The sequence below is a fragment of the Nonomuraea sp. NPDC050733 genome, assembly GCF_040654215.1.
Taxonomy (GTDB): domain Bacteria; phylum Actinomycetota; class Actinomycetes; order Streptosporangiales; family Streptosporangiaceae; genus Nonomuraea.
The window spans coordinates 35034-52852 of sequence record NZ_JBFAHO010000053.1 but is presented as its reverse complement, the minus strand read 5'-3'; the positions used below and the strand labels follow the sequence as shown (position 1 = coordinate 52852).

Below are 17819 nucleotides of genomic sequence, written 5' to 3'. Positions count from 1 at the left end.
CGTCAGCGTGATCTCCTGGTGCCGGGTCGGCCGCAGCAGGAACTTGAACGACCTACGCATCCTCGCCCCCGCTCTTGGCCTTGGGGGCGCGCTCGTACTGGGTCTGGATGTAGCGCTGGACCGTGGCCGCGCCGACTGCGCCCACACTCGCCACAAAGTACGAGCGCGACCACAAGGTCGGCAGCCGGGAGGGCAGGTGCGCAAACTCGGCCCGCAGGTGGTGGGAGGTACAGCCCTTGAACTGGTTGGCCACGTATGACACCTGACCAGACACACGATCAGTATGACCATCGAGTTCTCAGAACACCCAGTATTCGCCGGAACCCGCACGAGCCTGCGACTTAAGGCACACTCAGGCGCTGGAGCGCCTTCCCGCTCGGCATTCCCCCGCTCCCTAAAGGGAGCGGTCCCCTGCCTTCGACCTGATGGACGACGGCTGCGGCAGGTGCACCGTGGACGACGGCTGTTGCGGGGATGCCGTTGGCTGGGGCGCGCTGACGAGCGACACCCGGTCGGCGGCCGGATCGGAGCACCCGGCGACCAGGACGGCCAGGACCAAGCCCGCCAGCGTGGCGGACGCGCGGGAGGACATGCAGCGATCATCGTATGAAACAGCCGCTGCGGCGACCCCGGCTGAGGTCAGGACCCTCGTCGACGTACAGCACCTTCGGCGAGGAACCCCTCAGCTCCCAGCCGACCTCGTCACCGGGCTCTCCGATGGTGCCGGGTGCTCGCCGTGCCAGCTGGCCAGGAAGCGGAGTGCCGCGTCGCTGGGCGAGTCCGGCTCCGCCAGGTAGGTCACCAGCACCTGGTCGGGATCGTCGCCGACCCGCAGGCTCTCGTAGTCCAGGACGAGCTCGCCGACGAGCGGGTGATCCAGGTGGACCCTGCCGTTCGAGCGTTCCCTGACGTCGTGCTCCGCCCACAGGCGGCGGAAGTCGGAGCTGCGCATCGACAGCTCGCCGATCAGCGTGGCGAGCTCCTGGTCGTCGGGGTGGCGGCCGGCGTCGAGCCGCAGGAAGGCCACCGTCTCGCGTGCCTTGTCCTCCCAGTTGAGGTACAGGGCTCGCACGGCGTCGTCGAGGAACACCAGGCGCGCGCAGTTGAGACCCTCCTCCGCCGTACCGCGGTCGCCGAACAGGAGCAGGGCGGCCAGACGGTTGGCGGCCAGCAGCTCGCTGCGGCGGCCGATGAGGAACGCGGGACACCCGTGCGCGTCGAGGAGCCGCTGGATCGTGGGCCGCACACGCTGCGACGGCCTTCGCACCGTACGGGGCCGGCGCACCGGGCGGGCCACGTTGCGCAGGTGAGCCTGCTCGGCCTCGTCCAGCCGCAACGCGCGGGCGATCGCGTCGAGGATCTCGTCGGAGACGTTGGTGGCACGCCCCTGCTCCAGGCGCACGTAGTACGGCACACTCACCCCGGCGAGCAGGGCCACCTCCTCGCGGCGAAGGCCCGCGACCCTGCGGCGCTCCCCGTAGATGGGAAGCCCGGCGTCCTCGGGCCGCACGCGTGCCCGGCGCGAGCGGAGGAACCCGCCCAACTCTCGATCCATGTCCACGCCCCCAGTATCGGACATTTCACTCGGGTTGCCCTGACCCTGCCAGTACCACCCTCACCAAGGTCCTGGCTGTCCCCGTACGGAGGCCGGAGCATTGTGCCGAACACAGGAGATGTCGAGCACTGGAGTAAAGCAATGACTGTTCTGTCCCCCCTCGCCGGTCGGCGCGCGGTCGTGACCGGGGCCTCGTCCGGCATCGGAGCCGCCACCGCCACGCTGCTGGCGGCGCAGGGCGCGCGGGTCGCCCTGGTCGCCCGCCGCCGGGACCGGCTCGACGCCCTGCGCGAGGAGATCGAGAACGCGGGCGGCCGGGCCGTGCCGATCCCCCTCGACCTGGCCGGAGCCGAGCCGGACGCGATCGAGGCCGGCGCCCGGCTGGCCGCCAGGGAGCTGGGCGGCGTGGACCTGGTGGTGAACGCGGCGGGAATCCTGTCGCCCGGCACGCTGACGGACGGCCCGGTGGACGAGGGGGAGCGCCAGATCGAGCTGAACCTCACCGGACTGCTCCGCCTCTCCCGTGCCTTGCTGCCGGACCTGCTCGAAGCCGCGTCCGCCGGCGGCGCCGCCGACCTCGTCAACGTCTCGTCCGTCGCGGCGAGCCGGGTGGAGTTCGGCACCGCCGTGTACGCGGCCACGAAGGCGGCCGTCACCCACCTGTCCAGGCACCTCAGGCTGGAGCTCGCGCCGCACAACGTGCGGGTCACCGACGTCCAGCCGGGGATGGTCGTCACCGAGCTGCTGTCCGGCTCCGAGCTGGGGACCGCCTGGGCCGAGGACATGAAGACGCGGATCGACCCGCTCGCCCCCGAGGACGTGGCGCAGATCATCGCCTTCACCGTCGGCCGGCCACGCCACGTCAACCTCCCCGAGATCATCGTGATGCCGGCCAAGCAGCCCTGAACCGGTCAGGCCCAGCCGTAGACCGATCTGATGGCCGAGGCGATCTCGTTGACCAGGCTCATGTTGTTGCCGTTGGCCAGGACGGCGTAGCCGGCGCCGAGCTCCGGATAGCCCTTGACGACGGACTTGAAGCCGTAGTTGGAGCCGTCGTGGGTGTAGGAGAAGCTCTTCGTGCCGGCGCCGGCGATGAAGAACCCCCGGCCCATGGTGGGCTCGGGCCCCGCGCTGAGCAGCGTGCGCACGGAGGCCCTGCTGAGCGGGCCGGCGATGTCGCCGGAGGCGGTCCACGCCCGGTTGAGGTAGGACACGAGACGGCACAGGTCGAGAACGTTCGTGTAGAGGCCCGCGGCGGCCGACTCGGGGTAGCGGTTGCGCCTGCCGGGGATCACCGCGCCGGCGGCGGTGTGCCCGGCGGCCAGCTCGAACCCGGGCGACAGCGCGTACGAGCTGGTCTTCATGCCGAGCGGCGCGAACACCTCCTTGTCCATGTACTGCGCCAGCGGCAGGCCGCTCTGCTGCTCCACCATCCGCTGGAGCAGCACGAAGCCCGCGCCGGAGTAGTGGAACCCGGCCCCGGGGGCGGTGGTGAGCTCGATCGCCGGCGAGTTGCCCTCGCCGTTCATGACCTGGAGCAGGGACGGGACGGTCGCGCCGGGGCCGTACCCGGCGAACCCGCCCCCGCCGGCGTCGAAGCCGGAGCACACCCCCGCCGGGGAGGTGGAGCCGCGCCCGATGACACCGGCCCGATGCGTCAGTACGCGGTCGACCGTCGGCACCCCGGTCGCCGGGACGCACGAGCGGCGCGGCAGGGTCCATCCCAGGTAGGGGCGGATGTCGCTGGTCAGGGGCCGCTTGAGCGTCTGCATGAGCCGCATGACGCCGACGGAGGCCACGGCCTTGCTGATCGAGGCGGCCTGGAACGCGGTCTCGGGATGGGCGGCGGCGCCGCTGCCCGCCTCCAGCCAGCCGTACCCGGTGGACCAGGCGATCTTGTTGCCGACCACCACCGCGATCGCCACTCCGGGCGTCTTCCACGCGCTCATCCGCTGCCAGATGGTCGCGCCGCCCACCGCGTTCTCGACCTGGCGGACCCGGTCCGCGGGCAGCACCGGCACCTTGCCACGCGAGCTCACCGACCAGCCGCCGGTGGGGGAGAAGGCCAGGTTGTGCAGCTGCCAGCCGTTCCCGGCGAGGTCGTTCAGCTGCTGGAAGCAGGCGTCGTCGATGCCGCGCGCGTGGAACTCGTCCTGCGCGACCACCACCCACCCGCCCGCCTTGGGGAAGGCGACGCGGGTCACGCGGCGCCCGCCCTGCGTGAGGTTGCGCATCATCTGGTAGCACTCGTCGTCGATGCCCCGGGCGTAGTGGCCCTTGGTGTCGGCCACCACCCAGCGGTTGCCGCCCGCGGGCGGGAAGGCGACGTCGACGACCTGGAGTCCGGCGTCGTAGCAGGCGGTGAGGCGCTGGTGACACTCGTCGGGGAGCCCTCGGGCGGACATCCCCTTGTCGCCGGTGATGACCCACCTGTCGCCGCCCTCGGGCGGGAACGCCACGCAGTGGATCTTCGTGCCGTTGCCGATCATCCGGCCGAGCTCGGCGAAGCAGGCGTCCGGGATGCCGCGGGCGAAGTAACGGCCGTCCTGGGTGACGACCACCCAGCCGTTGGCCGGCGTGAACGCGAACGCCGTGATGCCGTACGGCGCCAGCTCGCCCGTCTTCGTGTGCGCCTCGGCGGGGACGCCGCCGTCGGCGACCGGGTAACCGGCGGCCTGCGCCGCGGAGCCGAGGTCCACAGTGGCCAGACCGGCGCCTACCGCGGCGGCGCCGGTCAGGGCGAGAAAACGTCTCCGGTCCATGGGCGAAACTCCTCGATGATCACCATGTGCGGTTGCATCATGGCAGATCGCCGAGGGGCTCGCGGCGGCACGTCAGAGTGACTGGAGCGCGGCCCGCTCCTGCCGGCCGGCAATCCCCGCAGGGCGGCGCCGCTCAGCTGGATCTCTGACCGTCGAGCGTCTCGCGCAGGATGTCGGCGTGACCGGCGTGCTGGGCGGTCTCGGCGATGACGTGCATCAGCACCCGGCGCACGCTGCGCACCGCTCCCGGCTCGTTCCAGGGGGCCTCCGGCATCGGGTGCGTCGCCGACAGGTCGGGGACGGCGGCGATGATCTCCTCGCTGCGGGCGGCGACCCGCTCGTAACGCGCGAGGATCCCGGCCGACGTCTCGCCGGGCAGCATCCGGAGGTCGTTCTGGTGGTCGATCGCCCACTGCGGGACCTCGCGTGCGGTACCGGCCGCGAGGTCGGCCCAGGTGACGCCCTCGGGCAGGTCGAAGCGCATCCCCGACGGGCCCTCGACCACGAACCGCATCCACCCTTCCTCCATGGACGCGACGTGCTTGATCAGCCCGCCCAGGCACAGCTCGCTGACCGTCGGCCGCTCGCCGAGCTGCTCGTCGCCGAGCCCGCGGACGGTGTGGACGAGGGCGGCGCGCGCGGCCGCCAGGGCGGCGAGCAGGTCGGCCCGCTCGGCGTCGAGAGCGGACGGGGGCGTGGTGGTGGCGGTCACGTCGTTCGGGCCCTTCAGGTTGTTGTCGTTGACTGGCACGCGACCACAGTCACAGGTGAAGAGGCCAGGGAGTGGCCGCTTCTCAGGGCAACATGGGCATCATGCCGAAGACCTCAGCGCGACTCCTGGCGCTGCTCTCGCTGCTCCAGGCGCGCCGCGACTGGCCGGGGGCGCTGCTGGCCGAGCGGCTGGACATCAGCCCACGCACCGTACGCCGTGACGTCGACCGCCTGCGTGAGCTCGGCTATCCCATCGTGGCCTTCAAGGGGCCGGACGGCGGGTACCGGCTCGACGCCGGAACGGAGCTGCCCCCGTTGCTGTTCGACGACGAGCAGGCCGTCGCCCTGGCCATCGCGCTCCAGATCGCCACCACCACCGGTGCCGGCATCGAGGAAGCCGCGGCGCGGGCGCTGAACACCGTCCGGCAGGTCATGCCGGCACGGCTGCGCCGCCGGATCGACACCCTCCAGGTCACCGCGGTCGAGCGGCCCGCGGTCCGGCCGGACGCACAGGCCGACAGCGGCGTGCTCACGGCACTCGGCGCCGCCGTCCACGCCCGCGAGGTGCTGCGCTTCGACTACGCCCCCGCGTCCCCGCCGGGGCCGGACGGCAACGGCGTGCCGGCCCCGGCGCGCCGGGTGCAGCCGCATCATCTCGTCACCTGGGGCGGGCGCTGGTACCTCGTCGCCTGGGACCTCGACCGCGAGGACTGGCGCACCTTCCGCGCCGACCGGATCGCCCCGCGCACCCCTACCGGTCCCCGCTTCACCCCGCGCGAGCTGCCCGGAGGCGAGGTGGCCGCCTTCGTGGCCGCCCGGTTCCGGGGCTCCGACGGCTCCGGCGACTGGCCCTGCCGCGGCGAGGTGATCCTCCACCTGCCCGCCGCCGAAGTGTCCCGCCACACCCGCGACGGCGTCGTCGAGGAGCTCGGCCCGAACCGCTGCCGGCTCGTCCTCGGCTCGTGGTCCTGGCCCGGCCTGGCCGCCGCCATCGGCAGGTACGACGCCGACATCGAGGTCGTCGGCCCGCCCGAGCTCAAGGACGCCTTCGCCCACCTGGCCCGCCGCTACGCCGACGCGGCGACCGGGCGGGCTTGCATCCCCGGCTCCGCCGGGTGATCATCCCTCCGATGAGCGTCACGAACAGCGGGCCCCCGGCCCCGCGCCTCGCCGGCCGCGCCACAACGGCCCTCGCGGCACCAGGGCGGTCAGCGGACACGGTCCGGATCATCGAGTACCTCGACCTCGTGGCGGAAACCCTCTGACGGGGTGGCCCGGCTGACTCGGGGCCCGGGCTCACACGCCCAGGAGGTCCTCGCGGCCCGCGGTGTCCAGCCGGCCGGAGGGCAGGTCGCGCAGGTGGCGCAGAGGGCTTGCGAGCAGGATCAGGCCGCTCAGCGCGAACCCGATCAGCATCACCCACAGCGCTGTGCGCACCCCGAGCGCACCGGCCAGTGCCCCGGCCAGGACGCCGCCCAGCGGCATCGCGCCGAAGTTGACCATCTGCACGCTGGACGTCACCCGCCCCATCAGCTCGCCCGGCACGTACGTCTGGACGAAACCGGAGAAGACCACGTTGCCCGCCACGACCCCCGCGACGATCATCACGCCACCCAGGACGAACAGCGCCAGCCCGGCGCCGCGATCCGCCAGCGGGATCAGCAGGCCGGTGGGGGCCAGGCCGGCTTTGCCGAGCAGGACGGCCCGCGCGCTGCCGAACCGCGCCGCCATCGGGCGCGCGACCATGGCGCCCACGATGCCGCCCAGGCTGGTGGCCGCGATCAGCAGGCCGGTCTGGCCCGCGCCCATCCCGACGTCGTCGACCAGGAAGAGCACGGTCAACGACGTGTAACCGGTCAGGGCCAGGTTGGCCGCGCAGCCGTACAACGTGTTGCCGCGGAGCAGCGGATCGCGGGCGACCAGGAGCAGGCCGTCGCGGATCTCGGCGCGCAGGCGCCGGCGGGGCCTGCGGACGGGGGTCTCGCGGCGTTCGATGCGCAGGAGGCAGATGGCGGAGACGGCGAAGCTGGCGGCGTCGGCGATCAGGCCGCTGACGGCCGAGAAGAGCTGGGCGAGCAGCCCGGCGAGGCCGGGGCCGGCCAGGTTCGCCACCTGCTCGCTGCCCTGGAGCTTGGCGTTGGCCTCCAGCAGGTCCGGCCCGTCCACCAGGAACGGCAGGTACGCGCGGTAGGCGGTCGCGAAGAACACCTTGGCGGTCCCCGCGGCCAGCGCGACCACGATCAGCTGGCCGATCGTCAGCCGGCCGAGGGCGGCGGCGATCGGAACGCTGAGGAAGGCCGCCAGCGACGCCCAGTCGGCGGCCAGCATCACGTGGCGGCGGGGGAGGCGGTCCACCCAGACACCCGCCGGCAGGCCGATGAGCAGCCAGGGCAGCCAGGCGGCCGCCGCCAGCACACCCACCGCCAACGGCGGCGCGTCCAGCACGGTCACCGCGACCAGGGGCAGCGCGACGCCGGTGACGGAGCTGCCCAGGCTGCTGACGCTTTCCCCGACCCACAGCAGCCGGAAGTCGCGCCGGCGCAGCAGCCCGAACCGGGTCTTCTCGGTGATCGTCACGGCCGGCCCGGAACCGCGCGGGCGAAGGTGAAGACGGTGCCGCGTTCCCGGCCGTCGTCCGGCAGCTCGCGCTCCGCCCACCTGTTCATCACGGCTTTGAGCTCGGCGGCGTATTCGGCCAGCTCTTCGTCGGTGACACGGATCCAGGCCTCGGCCGAGAACGGCCCGAGCGGCCAGCGTTCCTGCTCGGACTGGGGCTGGTCCGCCCAGCGGCGCACGTGGCCGGTCTGCCGCTCCAGGTTGAGCGATTCGACGGCCCGCGCCACCGCCTCACCCGCGGCGTCGTCGGCGAAGTCGGTGGAGGACCAGCAGAGCGTGGGAGTGGTCCGGCGCCACCAGCGTTCGCGCCGGTCGCGGGCCAGCTCCGGCGCCTCCTCGATCAGTCCGGCGGCTGCCAGGGCGCGCAGGTGGTGGCTGACGTTGCCGACCGCTTCCCCGGTCTGTTCGGACAGGGTGCTGGCGGTGCAGGGGCCGTTGAGTTTCAGCAGGTCGAGGAGGCGACGGCGCACGGGGTGCGCCATGGCCGCCAGGACCCGGGAGTCGGTGATCGCATGGTTGTCGTCGGGCACAGCGAGGAGCGTAGATGTACAAGAATCATTGCACAACGACTCTTGTACATATACCGGCTCCCAGCGGCGTTCGGTGTGACCGGGCGGGTACGCACGTCGAGGAGCGGCGGCGAGCAGGCGCCTGATCTCCGGGACGTCCACATGGCGATCGTGGGCCGGAGTACTCTACTGCCGATCCAGCGCGTAGTGGCGATGCCAGGGCGGGGGCGGCGATGAGCGCCGAAGACCGGATCGAACGGGCCAGGACGCTCTATGAACAGGCAGTGTTCAGCGGCGACGCCGGCGTGCTGACCGAGGCCGAACGGGGCCTGGACGCGGTGGAGGCCGATGTCGCGTTGGCCCGTGGGCGGATCCTGCATGCGCGGTTTCTCGACGAGCGCGCCGGCGCCGGCTCGTCACCCGTCGAGGACCCGGCTGAACTGCCGTTGTTCCAGCGCGCGATCGAGCTGTACCGGGCGCTGGGCGACGCGCGCGGCGAGGCCGAGGCGTTGTTCTGGATCGGCTGCTTGCATCAGGTCATCCGGCGTGACAACGAGACCGCGGTTCCGGAACTGGAGCAGTCCTGCCGGCTGGCGGCGCAGGTCGGCGACAAGCCGACCCAGTCCGAGGCTCTGCGGCACTTGGGCATCGCGGCACACATGGCCGGTCGGCTGGATGAGGCGCGCGAGCGGCTGGAGGAGTCGTCGCGGCTGTTCCGGGAGGTCGGGGCCCTGCCGGGCGTGGCCGCCAACATGGTCGGGCTGGCCTACATCGCCGCCGCCCAGGACCGCCGGGCGGACGCGCTCGCGACACTCGACGAGGCGTACGCCATCGCACAGGCGCATGGTGCCCATGCCATCGTGCGGCAGATCGAGCAGGCGAGAACGGCGATCTAGACCGGTACGGCGGCGGGCGGGTGCGGCGATGGAAGCGGCGGGGACTTGCGCGAACCCGAGCGGGGTCTCCATGGCGGATTGCTCGTTGATCGGCAGGTGCTGCGGCCAGGGTGGTCTTCCACGGAGCTCACGACACAGGCCGGCGCCTGGCCCGGCCGGTCGCGGGCAGTTGGGCCCCCGGTGAGGGCCAGGCGCGGGTCTGCCGTCAGAGCGGGATGCGGACCGGGACCGTGCCGATCGTCACGCGGTGGTCGGAACACGGTCCGTCGCAGGCCGTGCCGTTCCCCAGCGCGTCACCGGTGTACGGGCCGGCGATGGCGCTCTCCCGGACGAAGAGCAGGTCTATCTTGGGGCGCTGGTCGCAGGGGGGGGCTTGGTTTCGATCGGCTCGCCGTCGCCGTTGACCTCATTGACCGTGGTCTCGCCGATGCCGACGCATACCGGGTCCTGGTCGTCAAGCTCCCGGTACGCACCGGTGTTGCCGCTGTTGTTCGGCACGTTGAGACTTGACGAGTACCAGCTGTTGAGCCGCACATCGTCCGGTCGTGCGTTGAAGTCGCCGGCGATGAGCACGGTGTCGCCATTGTTGTGGAGCTCCTGGAGGTGGCCCCGCACCGCCGCCAGTTGCTGCTCCTTGATGTTGCTCCCGCCGATCACCGCCTCCGAGCCGGTGATGTGCGTGGTGCAGAACCGCAGATGCGGCCGGGCGGCCAGTGGGGCGCAGAGGAGTTTGTGCACCCCACCTCGCTGATCTTCCGGCAGGTCGTATTTCTGGGCGGTGTCGAGCTGTCGCCGGCTGAAGAGGGCGATGCCGAACGGCTCACCGTTGCAGGTCGTCTCCCGGATGGTGGCGAAGCGGGCGAAGCTGTCACCTTCGGGCCACCCGTCCGCCTTCAGACGCGACAACGGCGACCCCGACGTTCTCCAGCTCGTCGAGCGTGACCTGCCCGCGCCCGGCCCCGGCGAGGTTCGCGTCCGGGTCGCCGTGTCCGGGGTCAACCCGGCCGACTGGCAGGCGCGCTCCGGCGCCGGCCACCCCAAGCACTTCTCCGAGGTCACCCCGCACCTCGACGGCGCCGGCACGATCGACGCCGTCGGTGAGGGTGTCGACCGGAGCCGGGTCGGTCAGCGGGTCTGGCTGTTCATGGCCGCTGCCGGGCGGCCCACCGGTACCGCCGCCGAGTTCACCGTCGTGCCCGCCGATCTCGCCGTGCCGCTGCCCGACGAGGCCGGTTTCGACGTCGGCGCCTCACTCGGCGTCCCCGCGCTGACCGCGCACCGCGCGCTCACCGTCGCCGAGGACGGGCCGCGCCGGCTGCGGCCCGGGGCGCTCGACGGCAGAGTGGTGCTCGCCGCGGGCGGGGCCGGGGCGGTCGGGCACGCGGTGATCCAGCTCGCCCGATGGGCCGGCGCCACCGTGATCACCACGGTCAGCGGCCCGGAGAAAGCCCGGCTGGCCACCGCCGCCGGGGCCCACCACGTGATCAACTATCGCCGGGGCGACCCGGCCGCCGAGATCCGCGAGATCGCCCCGGACGGCGTCGACATCGTCGCCGAGGTGGCGCTGGGCGCGAACCTCGCACTGGACCTCGCCGTCCTGCGGACGCGCGGCACGATCTCGACCTACGCCAACGACGGTGGCAACCCGGTCGAACTGGACGTGGTGCGGAACATGGTGCTGAACACGCGCTTCCAGTTCCTGGTGCTCTACACGGCTGGTCAGGAGGCGCGCGCCGCGGCCGTCGAGGACGTCGCCGCCGCCGTCCGCGACGGCGCGCTGCCGGTCGGCGAGGAGCACGGCCTGCCGCTGGTCCGCTTTCCGCTCGACCGCACCGCCGACGCGCACCGGGCGGTGGAGGGCGGCGCGGTCGGCAAGGTCCTGGTGGACGTCACGGCGTGACGCCGCCGGTGGGGCGGGCAGAGCGGTAGCACACGCGGAAAATCACTTCCTGATGATCATCAGGAAGGGAGCGGCAGGGATCTGCCTAGGATCGGAGGTCGACCACTGATCCGAGGGAGGGCGGGAGGCACGGGGTGGAGCTGAGCGGCACGCTGGCGGAGGCCGACTGGGAATCGCATCGCGCCGCGGTCTTCGGGGCGGCCTACCGGATCCTTGGCACCGTGGCCGAGGCCGAGGACGTGACGCAGGACGTCTGGTTGCGCGCCGCCGCCGCCGACCTGTCCGAGGTGCGGGATCTGCGGGCCTGGCTGGTGACCCTGTCCGCCCGGACGTCGTACAACGTGCTCAAGTCGGCGCGGGTCCGGCGCGAGTCCTACGTCGGCCCCTGGCTGCCCGAACCGCTGCTGACCGGGCCCGACGCCGCCGCCCGGGTGCTCCTGGACGAGTCGGTGAGCACCGCGATGCTGGTGGTCATGGAGCGGCTCACCCCCGCCGAACGCGTCGCGCTGGTGCTGCACGACGTCTTCGACTTCCCGTTCGGCCGGATCGCCGAGGTGCTCGGCGGCACGCCCGCCGCGAGCCGCAAGCTCGCCTCCCGCGCACGGGCGCGGGTCGCCGCGGCCGAGGAGCCGCCCCGGCCGTCCAGGGCCGAGACCGAACGCGTGCTCAAGGCGTTCAAGGCGGCCGCCGACGCGGGCGACCTGGCCGGGCTCGTCGAGCTGCTGCACCCCGAGGCCGTCTACATCGCCGACGGCGGCGGCAAGGTGACCGCCGCGCGCAGGCCGGTCCGGGGCGCGGAGCGCGTCGCCCTGCTGGCGGTCAGGCAGATCGAGCTCAGGCGCCCGGACGCGTTCCAGGTCATCGAGGTGAACGGGCACCCGGCGCTGGCGACCTACAGCGGTGGCGAGCTGGTCTGGCTCGACACCGTGGAGATCGCCGACGGGCGCATCACGGTGTTCAGGAGACTGGCCAATCCGGAGAAGTTCGCTCACCTCGGTCACATCTGAACCCGCTGTCTTGTCTCCCTGCCGAACCATCCCAGGTGAAGGAAGGACGAGACAGTGGCACACGTTGTGATCATCGGAGGCGGTTTCGCGGGCGTGTGGAGCGCGGCGGGAGCGGCGCTGGCCCGCGGCGAGGCGGACCTGCGCATCACGCTCATCGCGCCGAACGAGCACCTGGTGCTGCGGCCCCGCCTGTACGAGCCGGAGCCGGACCTGGCCAAGGTGGAGCTCGGCAGGATCCTCGAACCGATCGGCGTCGAGCACCTGCGGGCCTCGGTGAGCACGATCGACACCGGCCGCCGCGTGGTGGTGGCCGACGGTGAGGAGATCGGCTATGACCGCCTCGTGCTGGCGGCGGGCAGCGAGCTCGTTCATCCCGAGGGCCTGCCCGGCGCCGAGCGGCTCTTCGACATCGACACCCTGGACGGGGCCCGGCGGCTCACCGACCATCTGCGCGAGCGGGAGGACTGCTCCGCCGTGGTCGTCGGCGCCGGGTTCGTCGGCCTGGAGGCCGCGACCGCGCTGGCCGCGAGGGGCCGGGTGCTGCTGGTGGACCGGTCGGAGGTGGTCGGAGACCAGCTCGGACCGGGCCCGCGCGAGGCGATCGAGGCGGCGCTGGGCGAGGTGGGCGTCGACCGCCGCCTCGGCACGACGGTGACGGAGGTCGGCGAGGGATACGCCGTCCTGTCCGACGGCACCAGGGTCGAGGCGGACGCGGTCGTCTGGTCCGCGGGGATCAGGGCCAGCGAGCTCACCCGGCAGATCTCCGACGAGCTCGACCACCTCGGCCGCGTGCCGGTGGACCAGTGGCTGCGCGCCCTTCCCGAGGTGTTCGTCGCCGGGGACACGGCCGCGGCGGCGTTCGACGCCGAGCACACGGTCATGCAGGCCTGCCAGCACGCCACCCCGCTCGGCAAGGTCGCCGGGTACAACGCGGCGGCCGACCTGCTCGGCATGCCGCCGCGCGAGTTCACCCCCGGCCCGTACGTCACCTGCCTGGACCTGGGCGGCGCCGGTGCGATCTTCACCCGGGGCTGGGACCGCAGGGTGATGGCCTCGGGCGCCGACGGCGCGGACATCAAGAAGCGGATCAACCAGCACATCCACCCGCCGGTCGACGACGCCTCGCAGATCCTCGCCGCCGCCGACCGCGTCTACCTGGAGCTGCCCTTCTTCCCTCTCGACGAGGAGAAGGCCGCCCCCGCCGCCTGATCGGGCCGTTGGTCTCGGGTCTGGTAGGCCTCCCGGCTGGCCTCGATGTGCGGGACGTGCTCGATGGCCCAGCCGGCGAGGGCCAGCGCGGGGGGAATGAGGCTCTTGCCGGTGGGGGTCAGTTCGTATTCGACCCGGGGCGGGACCTCTGCGTGCACCGTCCGGGAGACCAGGCCGTCGCGTTCCAGGTTCCGCAGCGTCAGGGTCAGCATGCGCTGGGAGATCCCAGGAACCTGCTGGTGCAGGTCGGTGAAGCGCAGGCGTCCCTGATCGAGGGTCGCCACGATCAGCAACGTCCACTTGTTGCAGATGCGATCGAGGATGGCGCGGATCGTCCGTCCTCCGTCTCCTCTGATCATGCAGGTGTGCTCGTACTCCGACACGACAGTCCTCTGTCTGTAACGCACATGCATGTGCCTTTTGTAAGGCTTTCAATAGTGACGCATCATGAGGCTACTTACGACTGGTAACCATCGTCGCCAGCGCCACGTCACCAACCCCCGAGGTGTCCCTCATGGAGATCGTCTATTGGATCGTCGCGGCCCTCCTGGCCGTCTTCTACCTCTACGCCGGAGGCAAGAAGATCGTCCAGAGCCAGGAGCGGCTCCAGCCGATGATGGGCTGGGTCGACACCGTTCCCATGCCGCTCGTCCGCCTGATCGGAGTCCTGGAAGTCCTCGGCGCGGCCGGCCTCGTCCTGCCGCCGCTCACCGGGATCGCGCCCTGGCTCGCCGTCGCCGCGGCGATCGGCCTCGTCCTGATCCAGGTCGGCGGCATCGCGGTCCACCTGAGCCGCGGCGAGGCCCGGCAGATCGGACTCAACATCGCCCTGCTGGCAGCCGCCGCGGCGACGGCCTGGCTCGGCACCGGCCGGCTCTGAACCGTCCGCCCGGCGCCGAAGGCACGTTGTCCGTCCGGCGGGCGGCCACGTTCACACGGAACTCGGCCGTCGGTTGAGCCATTCGCCGTTCTGGTACGTCAGAGTAAGCATGAAGATGTGGCGGATCATGCTTACTCCGGTGCTCGCCCTGGCCGTGGGGGCCTCGGGAGCCCCGGCCGCGCACGCGGACGGACGACAGGCGCAAGCGGACGTGCGCGAGCGGGTGGAGGCGCAGCGCAGGACGCTGGTCGACTTCCGCGAGCAGGGCGGTTTCGCGGGGCTCGACAACCGGGTGCGGATGTTCACCGACGGGTGCGGCCAGTTCAGCCGCCGCACCGGTCCCACCGTGAACGCGTGTGTGACCGGCAAGGAGCTGCGCCGGCTGCGGGGCTATCTGAAGAAGCTGAAGGTCGGCACGTCGGAGCCGCGGCCGCAGGGGGCCGACTTCCTCAGGTACACGCTCACCTACAAGGGCCGCCGGGCCAGCCGTTACACGCCACCCGCCACCTGGAAGCCGGTGGTGCAGCATCTGGAGAAGCTGCTCACCAAGTACTGGTCGCCCTGACTCGCTTCGAGGCGACGACCTGATCACCTTCCGCGCCGCCGTGCATGACCGCACGCCGAAGGTGATGCTCCTAGATGATCTCGAGGTTGGCCATCATGCCCATGTCCTCGTGCTCGGCGTTGTGGCAGTGGAAGAGGTAGCGGCCGCGGTAGCCGTCGAAACGGGTGATGATCTCCACGGCCTCGCCGGGCCGTAGTGAGACGGTGTCCTTGAGGCCCGCGTCGTGGGGCAGCGGGGGCCGGCCGCTGCGTGAGAGCACCCGGAAGCCGACCAGGTGCAGGTGGACGGGGTGGTGGACGTCGGCGATGAGCCGCCAGACCTCGACGTCGCCGAGCCGGGCGGTGACGTCGGTCCGGGCGGGGTCGAACGGCAGGCCGCCGATGAGCCAGCCGTGGCCCGCGTTCATCTGCCCGGCGCGGAAGGAGAACTCGCGCACCCTGACGGCGTCCGAGCGCCGCCAGGCCGGCAGGTCGGTGGACAGGATGCGGGGGACGCGGCTGTCGTCGGCGGCCTTGCGCGCGACCCGGAAGGCCATCACGTCGCGGGTACGGCCGGAGCCGAGCCGGTTGACCACCCTGACGAGGCCGCCGACCGGGACGCCGGAGAAGTCGACGACCACGTCGTGGCGCTCCGCGGGTGCGATCGGCAGTAGCCGGTGGGTGACCGGCGCGGCGAGGAGTCCCTGGTCGGCGCCGATCTGGACGAGGTCGAGCCGGCGCCCGTCGTCGGTGACGGCCTCGAGTTCGTAGTGGCGGGCGTTGGAGGCGTTCAGGACGCGCAGCCGGTGGCGGGCCGCGTCGACCTCGTGCACGGGCCACGGCGCGCCGTTGACCAGGATGACGTCGCCGAGGACCCCGGCCAGGTACGGCTCGCGGACGCCGGGCCGTACGCGCAGAGTGGGGTCGAGGGCGGGGTAGGCGAGGCTGCCGTCGGCGGCGAACGCGCGGTCGGCGATCATGAGGGGCAGCTCGCGCGGCCCGGCGGGCAGACCGAGCGCCTCCTCGGCGTCGTCGCGCACGAGGTGCAACCCGGCCAGGCCGCGCCAGATCGCGGGGGCGGTGAAGTCCATCCGGTGGTCGTGGTACCACAGCAGCGTCGGCCGCTGGTCCAGCGGGAAGGTGTAGTCCCGCGTCAGCCTGGTCACCGCCGCCCGCGGATCGCGCATGTCGTCCTCGGAGCCGTGCCCGGAGCCGTGTTCCATGCGCATGGGGGCGTCGTGCCAGCCTTCGGGCAGGACGAGGTCCGTCGGGTAACCGTCGGAGGCCGCCGGGGTCCGTCCGCCGTGCAGGTGCACGACCGTCGGGACGGGCAGCTCGTTGCGGTGCGTCACGGTGATCGGCCGCCCGCGGCGCGACTCGATCGTCGGCCCGGGGAAAGTGCCCTCATACGTCCACAGCGGCGTCTTCACACCGGGCAGGATCTCCGCGCTCGCCTCGCGCTGGGTGATCTCGTAACGGTCGGCGCCGCCCGAGGCGCCGACCGGCTTCAGCACGGCGGGAATCGGCAACGGCAGCTGGAAGGGCGGCGGTAGCGGCACGGCGCTGCGCAGCTCGGCACCGGTGGTCGCCGGCCGTCGGGCCAGCGCGGCCGAGGCCGACAGCCCGATGGCCGCCGTCAACCCGAGCGCCCCGCCGATGCCCAGCGCCCGCCGTCTGGTCACGCCACGGCTGTCACGCACTCCGGGCCTCCTCACGCAGGAGAGGCCGGCGCCATACGTCGATGAACTGCACCACGACCGCGACGACGGTCGTCACCCCCAATGGGAGGTGCAGCCACAGCGCGCCGTTGAGTCCGGCGAAGTACTGCACCGTCTCGGCCGCCACCACCGCCATCGTGGCGAGGAACGGCCAGACCTGGCGCAGCCGGACCCAGACCGCGATCCCGACGATCGCCTGCAGGTACCCGATGGAGGTGACGACGTCGGCACCGGCCGCATGCAAGCTCAAACCGGCGTAGTCGCCGGTCAGATACACCCCGGCGAACACCGGCTGACCGGCGATCGCCATGACGTGCGCGCTGACGACGGTCCGCAGCATCCATCCCGTGGGTGTGGTCCGGGGTGCGGCCACGGTGAGCATGGGGCTTCCTCCTCACTCCGTTCTCGATTCGTGAACGACCCGACAGTATGACTGTGGAGTTATCTTGTCTAAGAGCAATATTGCTATGCTGTTATGTCTCGGGAGTCATGATGGACCTGAACACGCTCAGGCAGTTCATGGTGGTGGCGCGACTGGAGCACCTCAGCCGGGCGGCCGACGAGCTTCGCATCGCCCAGCCGTCGCTGAGCCGGAGCATCGCCCGGCTGGAGAGAGAGCTGGGCGCACCGCTGTTCGACCGCAGCGGCCGGCTCCGGCTCAACGACGCGGGCAAGCTCTTCCGTGATCACGTCGAACGCTCCCTCGGCGAGCTGGAGGCCGGACGGCGCGCCGTCGCCGAGGCCACCAGCGAGGGCCTGGGCACTGTGAGGCTGGCGTCGGAGACCTTCCTCACCCTCGCCGGGCCGCTGGCGGCCTACAAGCGGGCCCATCCCTCCGTCGAGATCGAGCTCCACTGGTCCCTGGCCGAGGACATGGCCCGCCGCCTGCGGGCCCAGGACGTCGACCTGTGTGTCGCCTCGCAGCCGGTCCACGCCGAGGGCCTGGAGTCGGCGCTGCTGTTCGACGAGGCTGTGGGGGTGGGCGTGCCACTCGATCACCCGTTCGCGGGCCGTACGTCCGTGAGCGTCGACGAACTCGCCGGCCAGCCCTTCATCACCGCCCGCAGGGGACACTGGATACGCCGGCTGCTCGACCGGGTCTTCGCCGCACGAGGCCTCACACCGAAGATCATCTGCGAGAGCGACGAGCCCGCCGCCATCGCGGAGCTGATCAGCGCAGGACTCGGCATCGGTCTCGTGCCCGCCTTCGCCCGCCGCAGCGCCATGCGCGCTCCCGCCGCCTGGATCGCCGTCGACAGCCCCGACTGCCGCCGCAGCGTCACCCTGCACTGGGGCGCCGGCAACCACCTGTCGGCCGCCGCCCGCCTGATGCGCACCACGATCACCGGCTGGGACTGGCTCGCCGGCGAACCCCGGGAGAGCCGCTGAACTCGGTCGCGAGCCGGCCCGTGAGCTGTGAGGTTGGCGCGTCGCCTCACATTTCGCGGTGCTGTGGTGTCGTACTTCTCGGAGGGGGCGCATCCCAGGACCCCATCATCCCGATCCAAGGAGA

20 protein-coding genes and 1 pseudogene are annotated in these 17819 nt (G+C 72.0%); 10 read left to right on the top strand and 11 right to left on the bottom strand.

All coding sequences use genetic code 11. The features are described from left to right. Window positions 1-52: 52 nt before the first annotated feature. From AB0H64_RS41060 to AB0H64_RS41050, 3 genes and pseudogenes are all read right to left on the bottom strand, one after another. A pseudogene (locus AB0H64_RS41060) lies at window positions 53-259 on the bottom strand (transposase); the annotation flags it as partial. A gap of 135 nt (window positions 260-394) precedes the next feature. Next, the gene (locus AB0H64_RS41055) at window positions 395-592 is read right to left on the bottom strand and encodes a hypothetical protein (protein WP_357636255.1); all 198 of its coding nucleotides are present in this window, start codon (window positions 590-592) and stop codon (window positions 395-397) included. Window positions 593-682: 90 nt separating this feature from the next. Next, on the bottom strand, window positions 683-1555 hold the full coding sequence (locus tag AB0H64_RS41050; protein ID WP_357636260.1) for a helix-turn-helix transcriptional regulator: 873 nt from the start codon (window positions 1553-1555) through the stop codon (window positions 683-685). Window positions 1556-1696: 141 nt separating this feature from the next. On the opposite strand from AB0H64_RS41050, the gene AB0H64_RS41045 reads away from it, so the two are divergent. Continuing rightward, on the top strand, window positions 1697-2461 hold the full coding sequence (locus tag AB0H64_RS41045) for an SDR family oxidoreductase (RefSeq protein WP_357636252.1): 765 nt from the start codon (window positions 1697-1699) through the stop codon (window positions 2459-2461). A 5-nt stretch (window positions 2462-2466) separates the two neighbouring features. Here the strand turns inward: AB0H64_RS41045 and AB0H64_RS41040 are convergent, their stop codons facing one another. Together AB0H64_RS41040 and AB0H64_RS41035 are read right to left on the bottom strand one after the other, a co-directional pair. Continuing rightward, the gene (locus AB0H64_RS41040) at window positions 2467-4317 is read right to left on the bottom strand and encodes a serine hydrolase domain-containing protein (protein ID WP_357636250.1); all 1851 of its coding nucleotides are present in this window, start codon (window positions 4315-4317) and stop codon (window positions 2467-2469) included. 133 nt (window positions 4318-4450) lie between these two features. Beyond that, the gene (locus AB0H64_RS41035) at window positions 4451-5068 is read right to left on the bottom strand and encodes a DinB family protein (RefSeq protein ID WP_357636248.1); all 618 of its coding nucleotides are present in this window, start codon (window positions 5066-5068) and stop codon (window positions 4451-4453) included. A 62-nt stretch (window positions 5069-5130) separates the two neighbouring features. Between AB0H64_RS41035 and AB0H64_RS41030 the strand changes: the two genes are divergently transcribed. Further along, window positions 5131-6147 carry a WYL domain-containing protein gene (locus AB0H64_RS41030; RefSeq protein WP_357636246.1) on the top strand — a complete coding sequence of 339 codons (1017 nt, stop codon included), beginning with the start codon at window positions 5131-5133 and terminating at the stop codon, window positions 6145-6147. 11 nt (window positions 6148-6158) lie between these two features. Next, on the top strand, window positions 6159-6293 hold the full coding sequence (locus AB0H64_RS41025; protein ID WP_357636244.1) for a hypothetical protein: 135 nt from the start codon (window positions 6159-6161) through the stop codon (window positions 6291-6293). Window positions 6294-6324: 31 nt separating this feature from the next. Here AB0H64_RS41025 and AB0H64_RS41020 read toward each other — a convergent pair whose 3' ends face one another. Together AB0H64_RS41020 and AB0H64_RS41015 are read right to left on the bottom strand one after the other, a co-directional pair. Next, complete coding sequence (locus AB0H64_RS41020) at window positions 6325-7605, bottom strand: MFS transporter (RefSeq protein ID WP_357636242.1); 1281 nt, start codon at window positions 7603-7605, stop codon at window positions 6325-6327. Beyond that, window positions 7602-8174 carry a helix-turn-helix domain-containing protein gene (locus AB0H64_RS41015; RefSeq protein ID WP_357636240.1) on the bottom strand — a complete coding sequence of 191 codons (573 nt, stop codon included), beginning with the start codon at window positions 8172-8174 and terminating at the stop codon, window positions 7602-7604. The genes AB0H64_RS41020 and AB0H64_RS41015 overlap by 4 nt, the downstream gene beginning before the upstream one ends. Before the next feature lie 212 nt (window positions 8175-8386). Here AB0H64_RS41015 and AB0H64_RS41010 point away from each other — a divergent pair, with 212 nt between their 5' ends. After that, window positions 8387-9049, top strand: coding sequence for a tetratricopeptide repeat protein (locus AB0H64_RS41010; protein WP_357636238.1), 663 nt, complete (start codon window positions 8387-8389; stop codon window positions 9047-9049). A gap of 342 nt (window positions 9050-9391) precedes the next feature. On the opposite strand, the gene AB0H64_RS41005 is transcribed toward AB0H64_RS41010, so the two are convergent. Continuing rightward, window positions 9392-9955, bottom strand: coding sequence for an endonuclease/exonuclease/phosphatase family protein (locus AB0H64_RS41005; protein ID WP_357636236.1), 564 nt, complete (start codon window positions 9953-9955; stop codon window positions 9392-9394). Between AB0H64_RS41005 and AB0H64_RS41000 the strand changes: the two genes are divergently transcribed. The 3 genes from AB0H64_RS41000 (at window position 9894) to AB0H64_RS40990 (ending at window position 13165) form a co-directional block, all read left to right on the top strand. Further along, complete coding sequence (locus AB0H64_RS41000) at window positions 9894-10949, top strand: NADPH:quinone reductase (protein WP_357636234.1); 1056 nt, start codon at window positions 9894-9896, stop codon at window positions 10947-10949. The two genes, AB0H64_RS41005 and AB0H64_RS41000, sit on opposite strands and share 62 nt — an antisense overlap. Before the next feature lie 134 nt (window positions 10950-11083). Next, window positions 11084-11956, top strand: a complete 873-nt coding sequence (sigJ, locus tag AB0H64_RS40995) for an RNA polymerase sigma factor SigJ (RefSeq protein WP_357636232.1) — start codon at window positions 11084-11086, stop codon at window positions 11954-11956. A gap of 54 nt (window positions 11957-12010) precedes the next feature. Next, the gene (locus AB0H64_RS40990; protein WP_357636229.1) at window positions 12011-13165 is read left to right on the top strand and encodes an FAD-dependent oxidoreductase; all 1155 of its coding nucleotides are present in this window, start codon (window positions 12011-12013) and stop codon (window positions 13163-13165) included. On the opposite strand, the gene AB0H64_RS40985 is transcribed toward AB0H64_RS40990, so the two are convergent. Further along, window positions 13108-13548 carry a helix-turn-helix domain-containing protein gene (locus AB0H64_RS40985; RefSeq protein WP_357636226.1) on the bottom strand — a complete coding sequence of 147 codons (441 nt, stop codon included), beginning with the start codon at window positions 13546-13548 and terminating at the stop codon, window positions 13108-13110. The two genes, AB0H64_RS40990 and AB0H64_RS40985, sit on opposite strands and share 58 nt — an antisense overlap. 131 nt (window positions 13549-13679) lie before the next feature. Between AB0H64_RS40985 and AB0H64_RS40980 the strand changes: the two genes are divergently transcribed. Together AB0H64_RS40980 and AB0H64_RS40975 are read left to right on the top strand one after the other, a co-directional pair. After that, window positions 13680-14045: a DoxX family protein gene (locus AB0H64_RS40980; protein ID WP_357636224.1), complete on the top strand. Its 366-nt coding sequence runs from the start codon at window positions 13680-13682 to the stop codon at window positions 14043-14045. 127 nt (window positions 14046-14172) lie between these two features. Next, window positions 14173-14610, top strand: a complete 438-nt coding sequence (locus tag AB0H64_RS40975; protein ID WP_357636221.1) for a hypothetical protein — start codon at window positions 14173-14175, stop codon at window positions 14608-14610. Between the two features lie 70 nt (window positions 14611-14680). Here AB0H64_RS40975 and AB0H64_RS40970 read toward each other — a convergent pair whose 3' ends face one another. Further along, window positions 14681-16288, bottom strand: a complete 1608-nt coding sequence (locus AB0H64_RS40970) for a multicopper oxidase family protein (RefSeq protein WP_357636219.1) — start codon at window positions 16286-16288, stop codon at window positions 14681-14683. Continuing rightward, a complete protein-coding gene (locus AB0H64_RS40965) occupies window positions 16281-16688 on the bottom strand; it encodes a hypothetical protein (protein WP_357636216.1) in 408 nt (135 codons plus the stop codon). Before AB0H64_RS40965 ends, AB0H64_RS40970 begins: the two co-directional genes overlap by 8 nt. Before the next feature lie 107 nt (window positions 16689-16795). On the opposite strand from AB0H64_RS40965, the gene AB0H64_RS40960 reads away from it, so the two are divergent. Further along, the gene (locus AB0H64_RS40960; RefSeq protein WP_357636214.1) at window positions 16796-17695 is read left to right on the top strand and encodes a LysR substrate-binding domain-containing protein; all 900 of its coding nucleotides are present in this window, start codon (window positions 16796-16798) and stop codon (window positions 17693-17695) included. Window positions 17696-17819: the final 124 nt, after the last annotated feature.

What these genes read in the sequence shown, in the direction of transcription:
- AB0H64_RS41055 (WP_357636255.1), bottom strand. Translation starts at nt 592, where the DNA reads ATGTCCTCCCGCGCGTCCGCCACGCTGGCGGGCTTGGTCCTGGCCGTC.
- AB0H64_RS41050 (WP_357636260.1), bottom strand. Translation starts at nt 1,555, where the DNA reads ATGGATCGAGAGTTGGGCGGGTTCCTCCGCTCGCGCCGGGCACGCGTG.
- AB0H64_RS41045 (WP_357636252.1), top strand. Translation starts at nt 1,697, where the DNA reads ATGACTGTTCTGTCCCCCCTCGCCGGTCGGCGCGCGGTCGTGACCGGG.
- AB0H64_RS41040 (WP_357636250.1), bottom strand. Translation starts at nt 4,317, where the DNA reads ATGGACCGGAGACGTTTTCTCGCCCTGACCGGCGCCGCCGCGGTAGGC.
- AB0H64_RS41030 (WP_357636246.1), top strand. Translation starts at nt 5,131, where the DNA reads ATGCCGAAGACCTCAGCGCGACTCCTGGCGCTGCTCTCGCTGCTCCAG.
- AB0H64_RS41025 (WP_357636244.1), top strand. Translation starts at nt 6,159, where the DNA reads ATGAGCGTCACGAACAGCGGGCCCCCGGCCCCGCGCCTCGCCGGCCGC.
- AB0H64_RS41010 (WP_357636238.1), top strand. Translation starts at nt 8,387, where the DNA reads ATGAGCGCCGAAGACCGGATCGAACGGGCCAGGACGCTCTATGAACAG.
- AB0H64_RS41000 (WP_357636234.1), top strand. Translation starts at nt 9,894, where the DNA reads ATGGTGGCGAAGCGGGCGAAGCTGTCACCTTCGGGCCACCCGTCCGCC.
- AB0H64_RS40980 (WP_357636224.1), top strand. Translation starts at nt 13,680, where the DNA reads ATGGAGATCGTCTATTGGATCGTCGCGGCCCTCCTGGCCGTCTTCTAC.
- AB0H64_RS40975 (WP_357636221.1), top strand. Translation starts at nt 14,173, where the DNA reads ATGCTTACTCCGGTGCTCGCCCTGGCCGTGGGGGCCTCGGGAGCCCCG.
- AB0H64_RS40965 (WP_357636216.1), bottom strand. Translation starts at nt 16,688, where the DNA reads ATGCTCACCGTGGCCGCACCCCGGACCACACCCACGGGATGGATGCTG.
- AB0H64_RS40960 (WP_357636214.1), top strand. Translation starts at nt 16,796, where the DNA reads ATGATGGACCTGAACACGCTCAGGCAGTTCATGGTGGTGGCGCGACTG.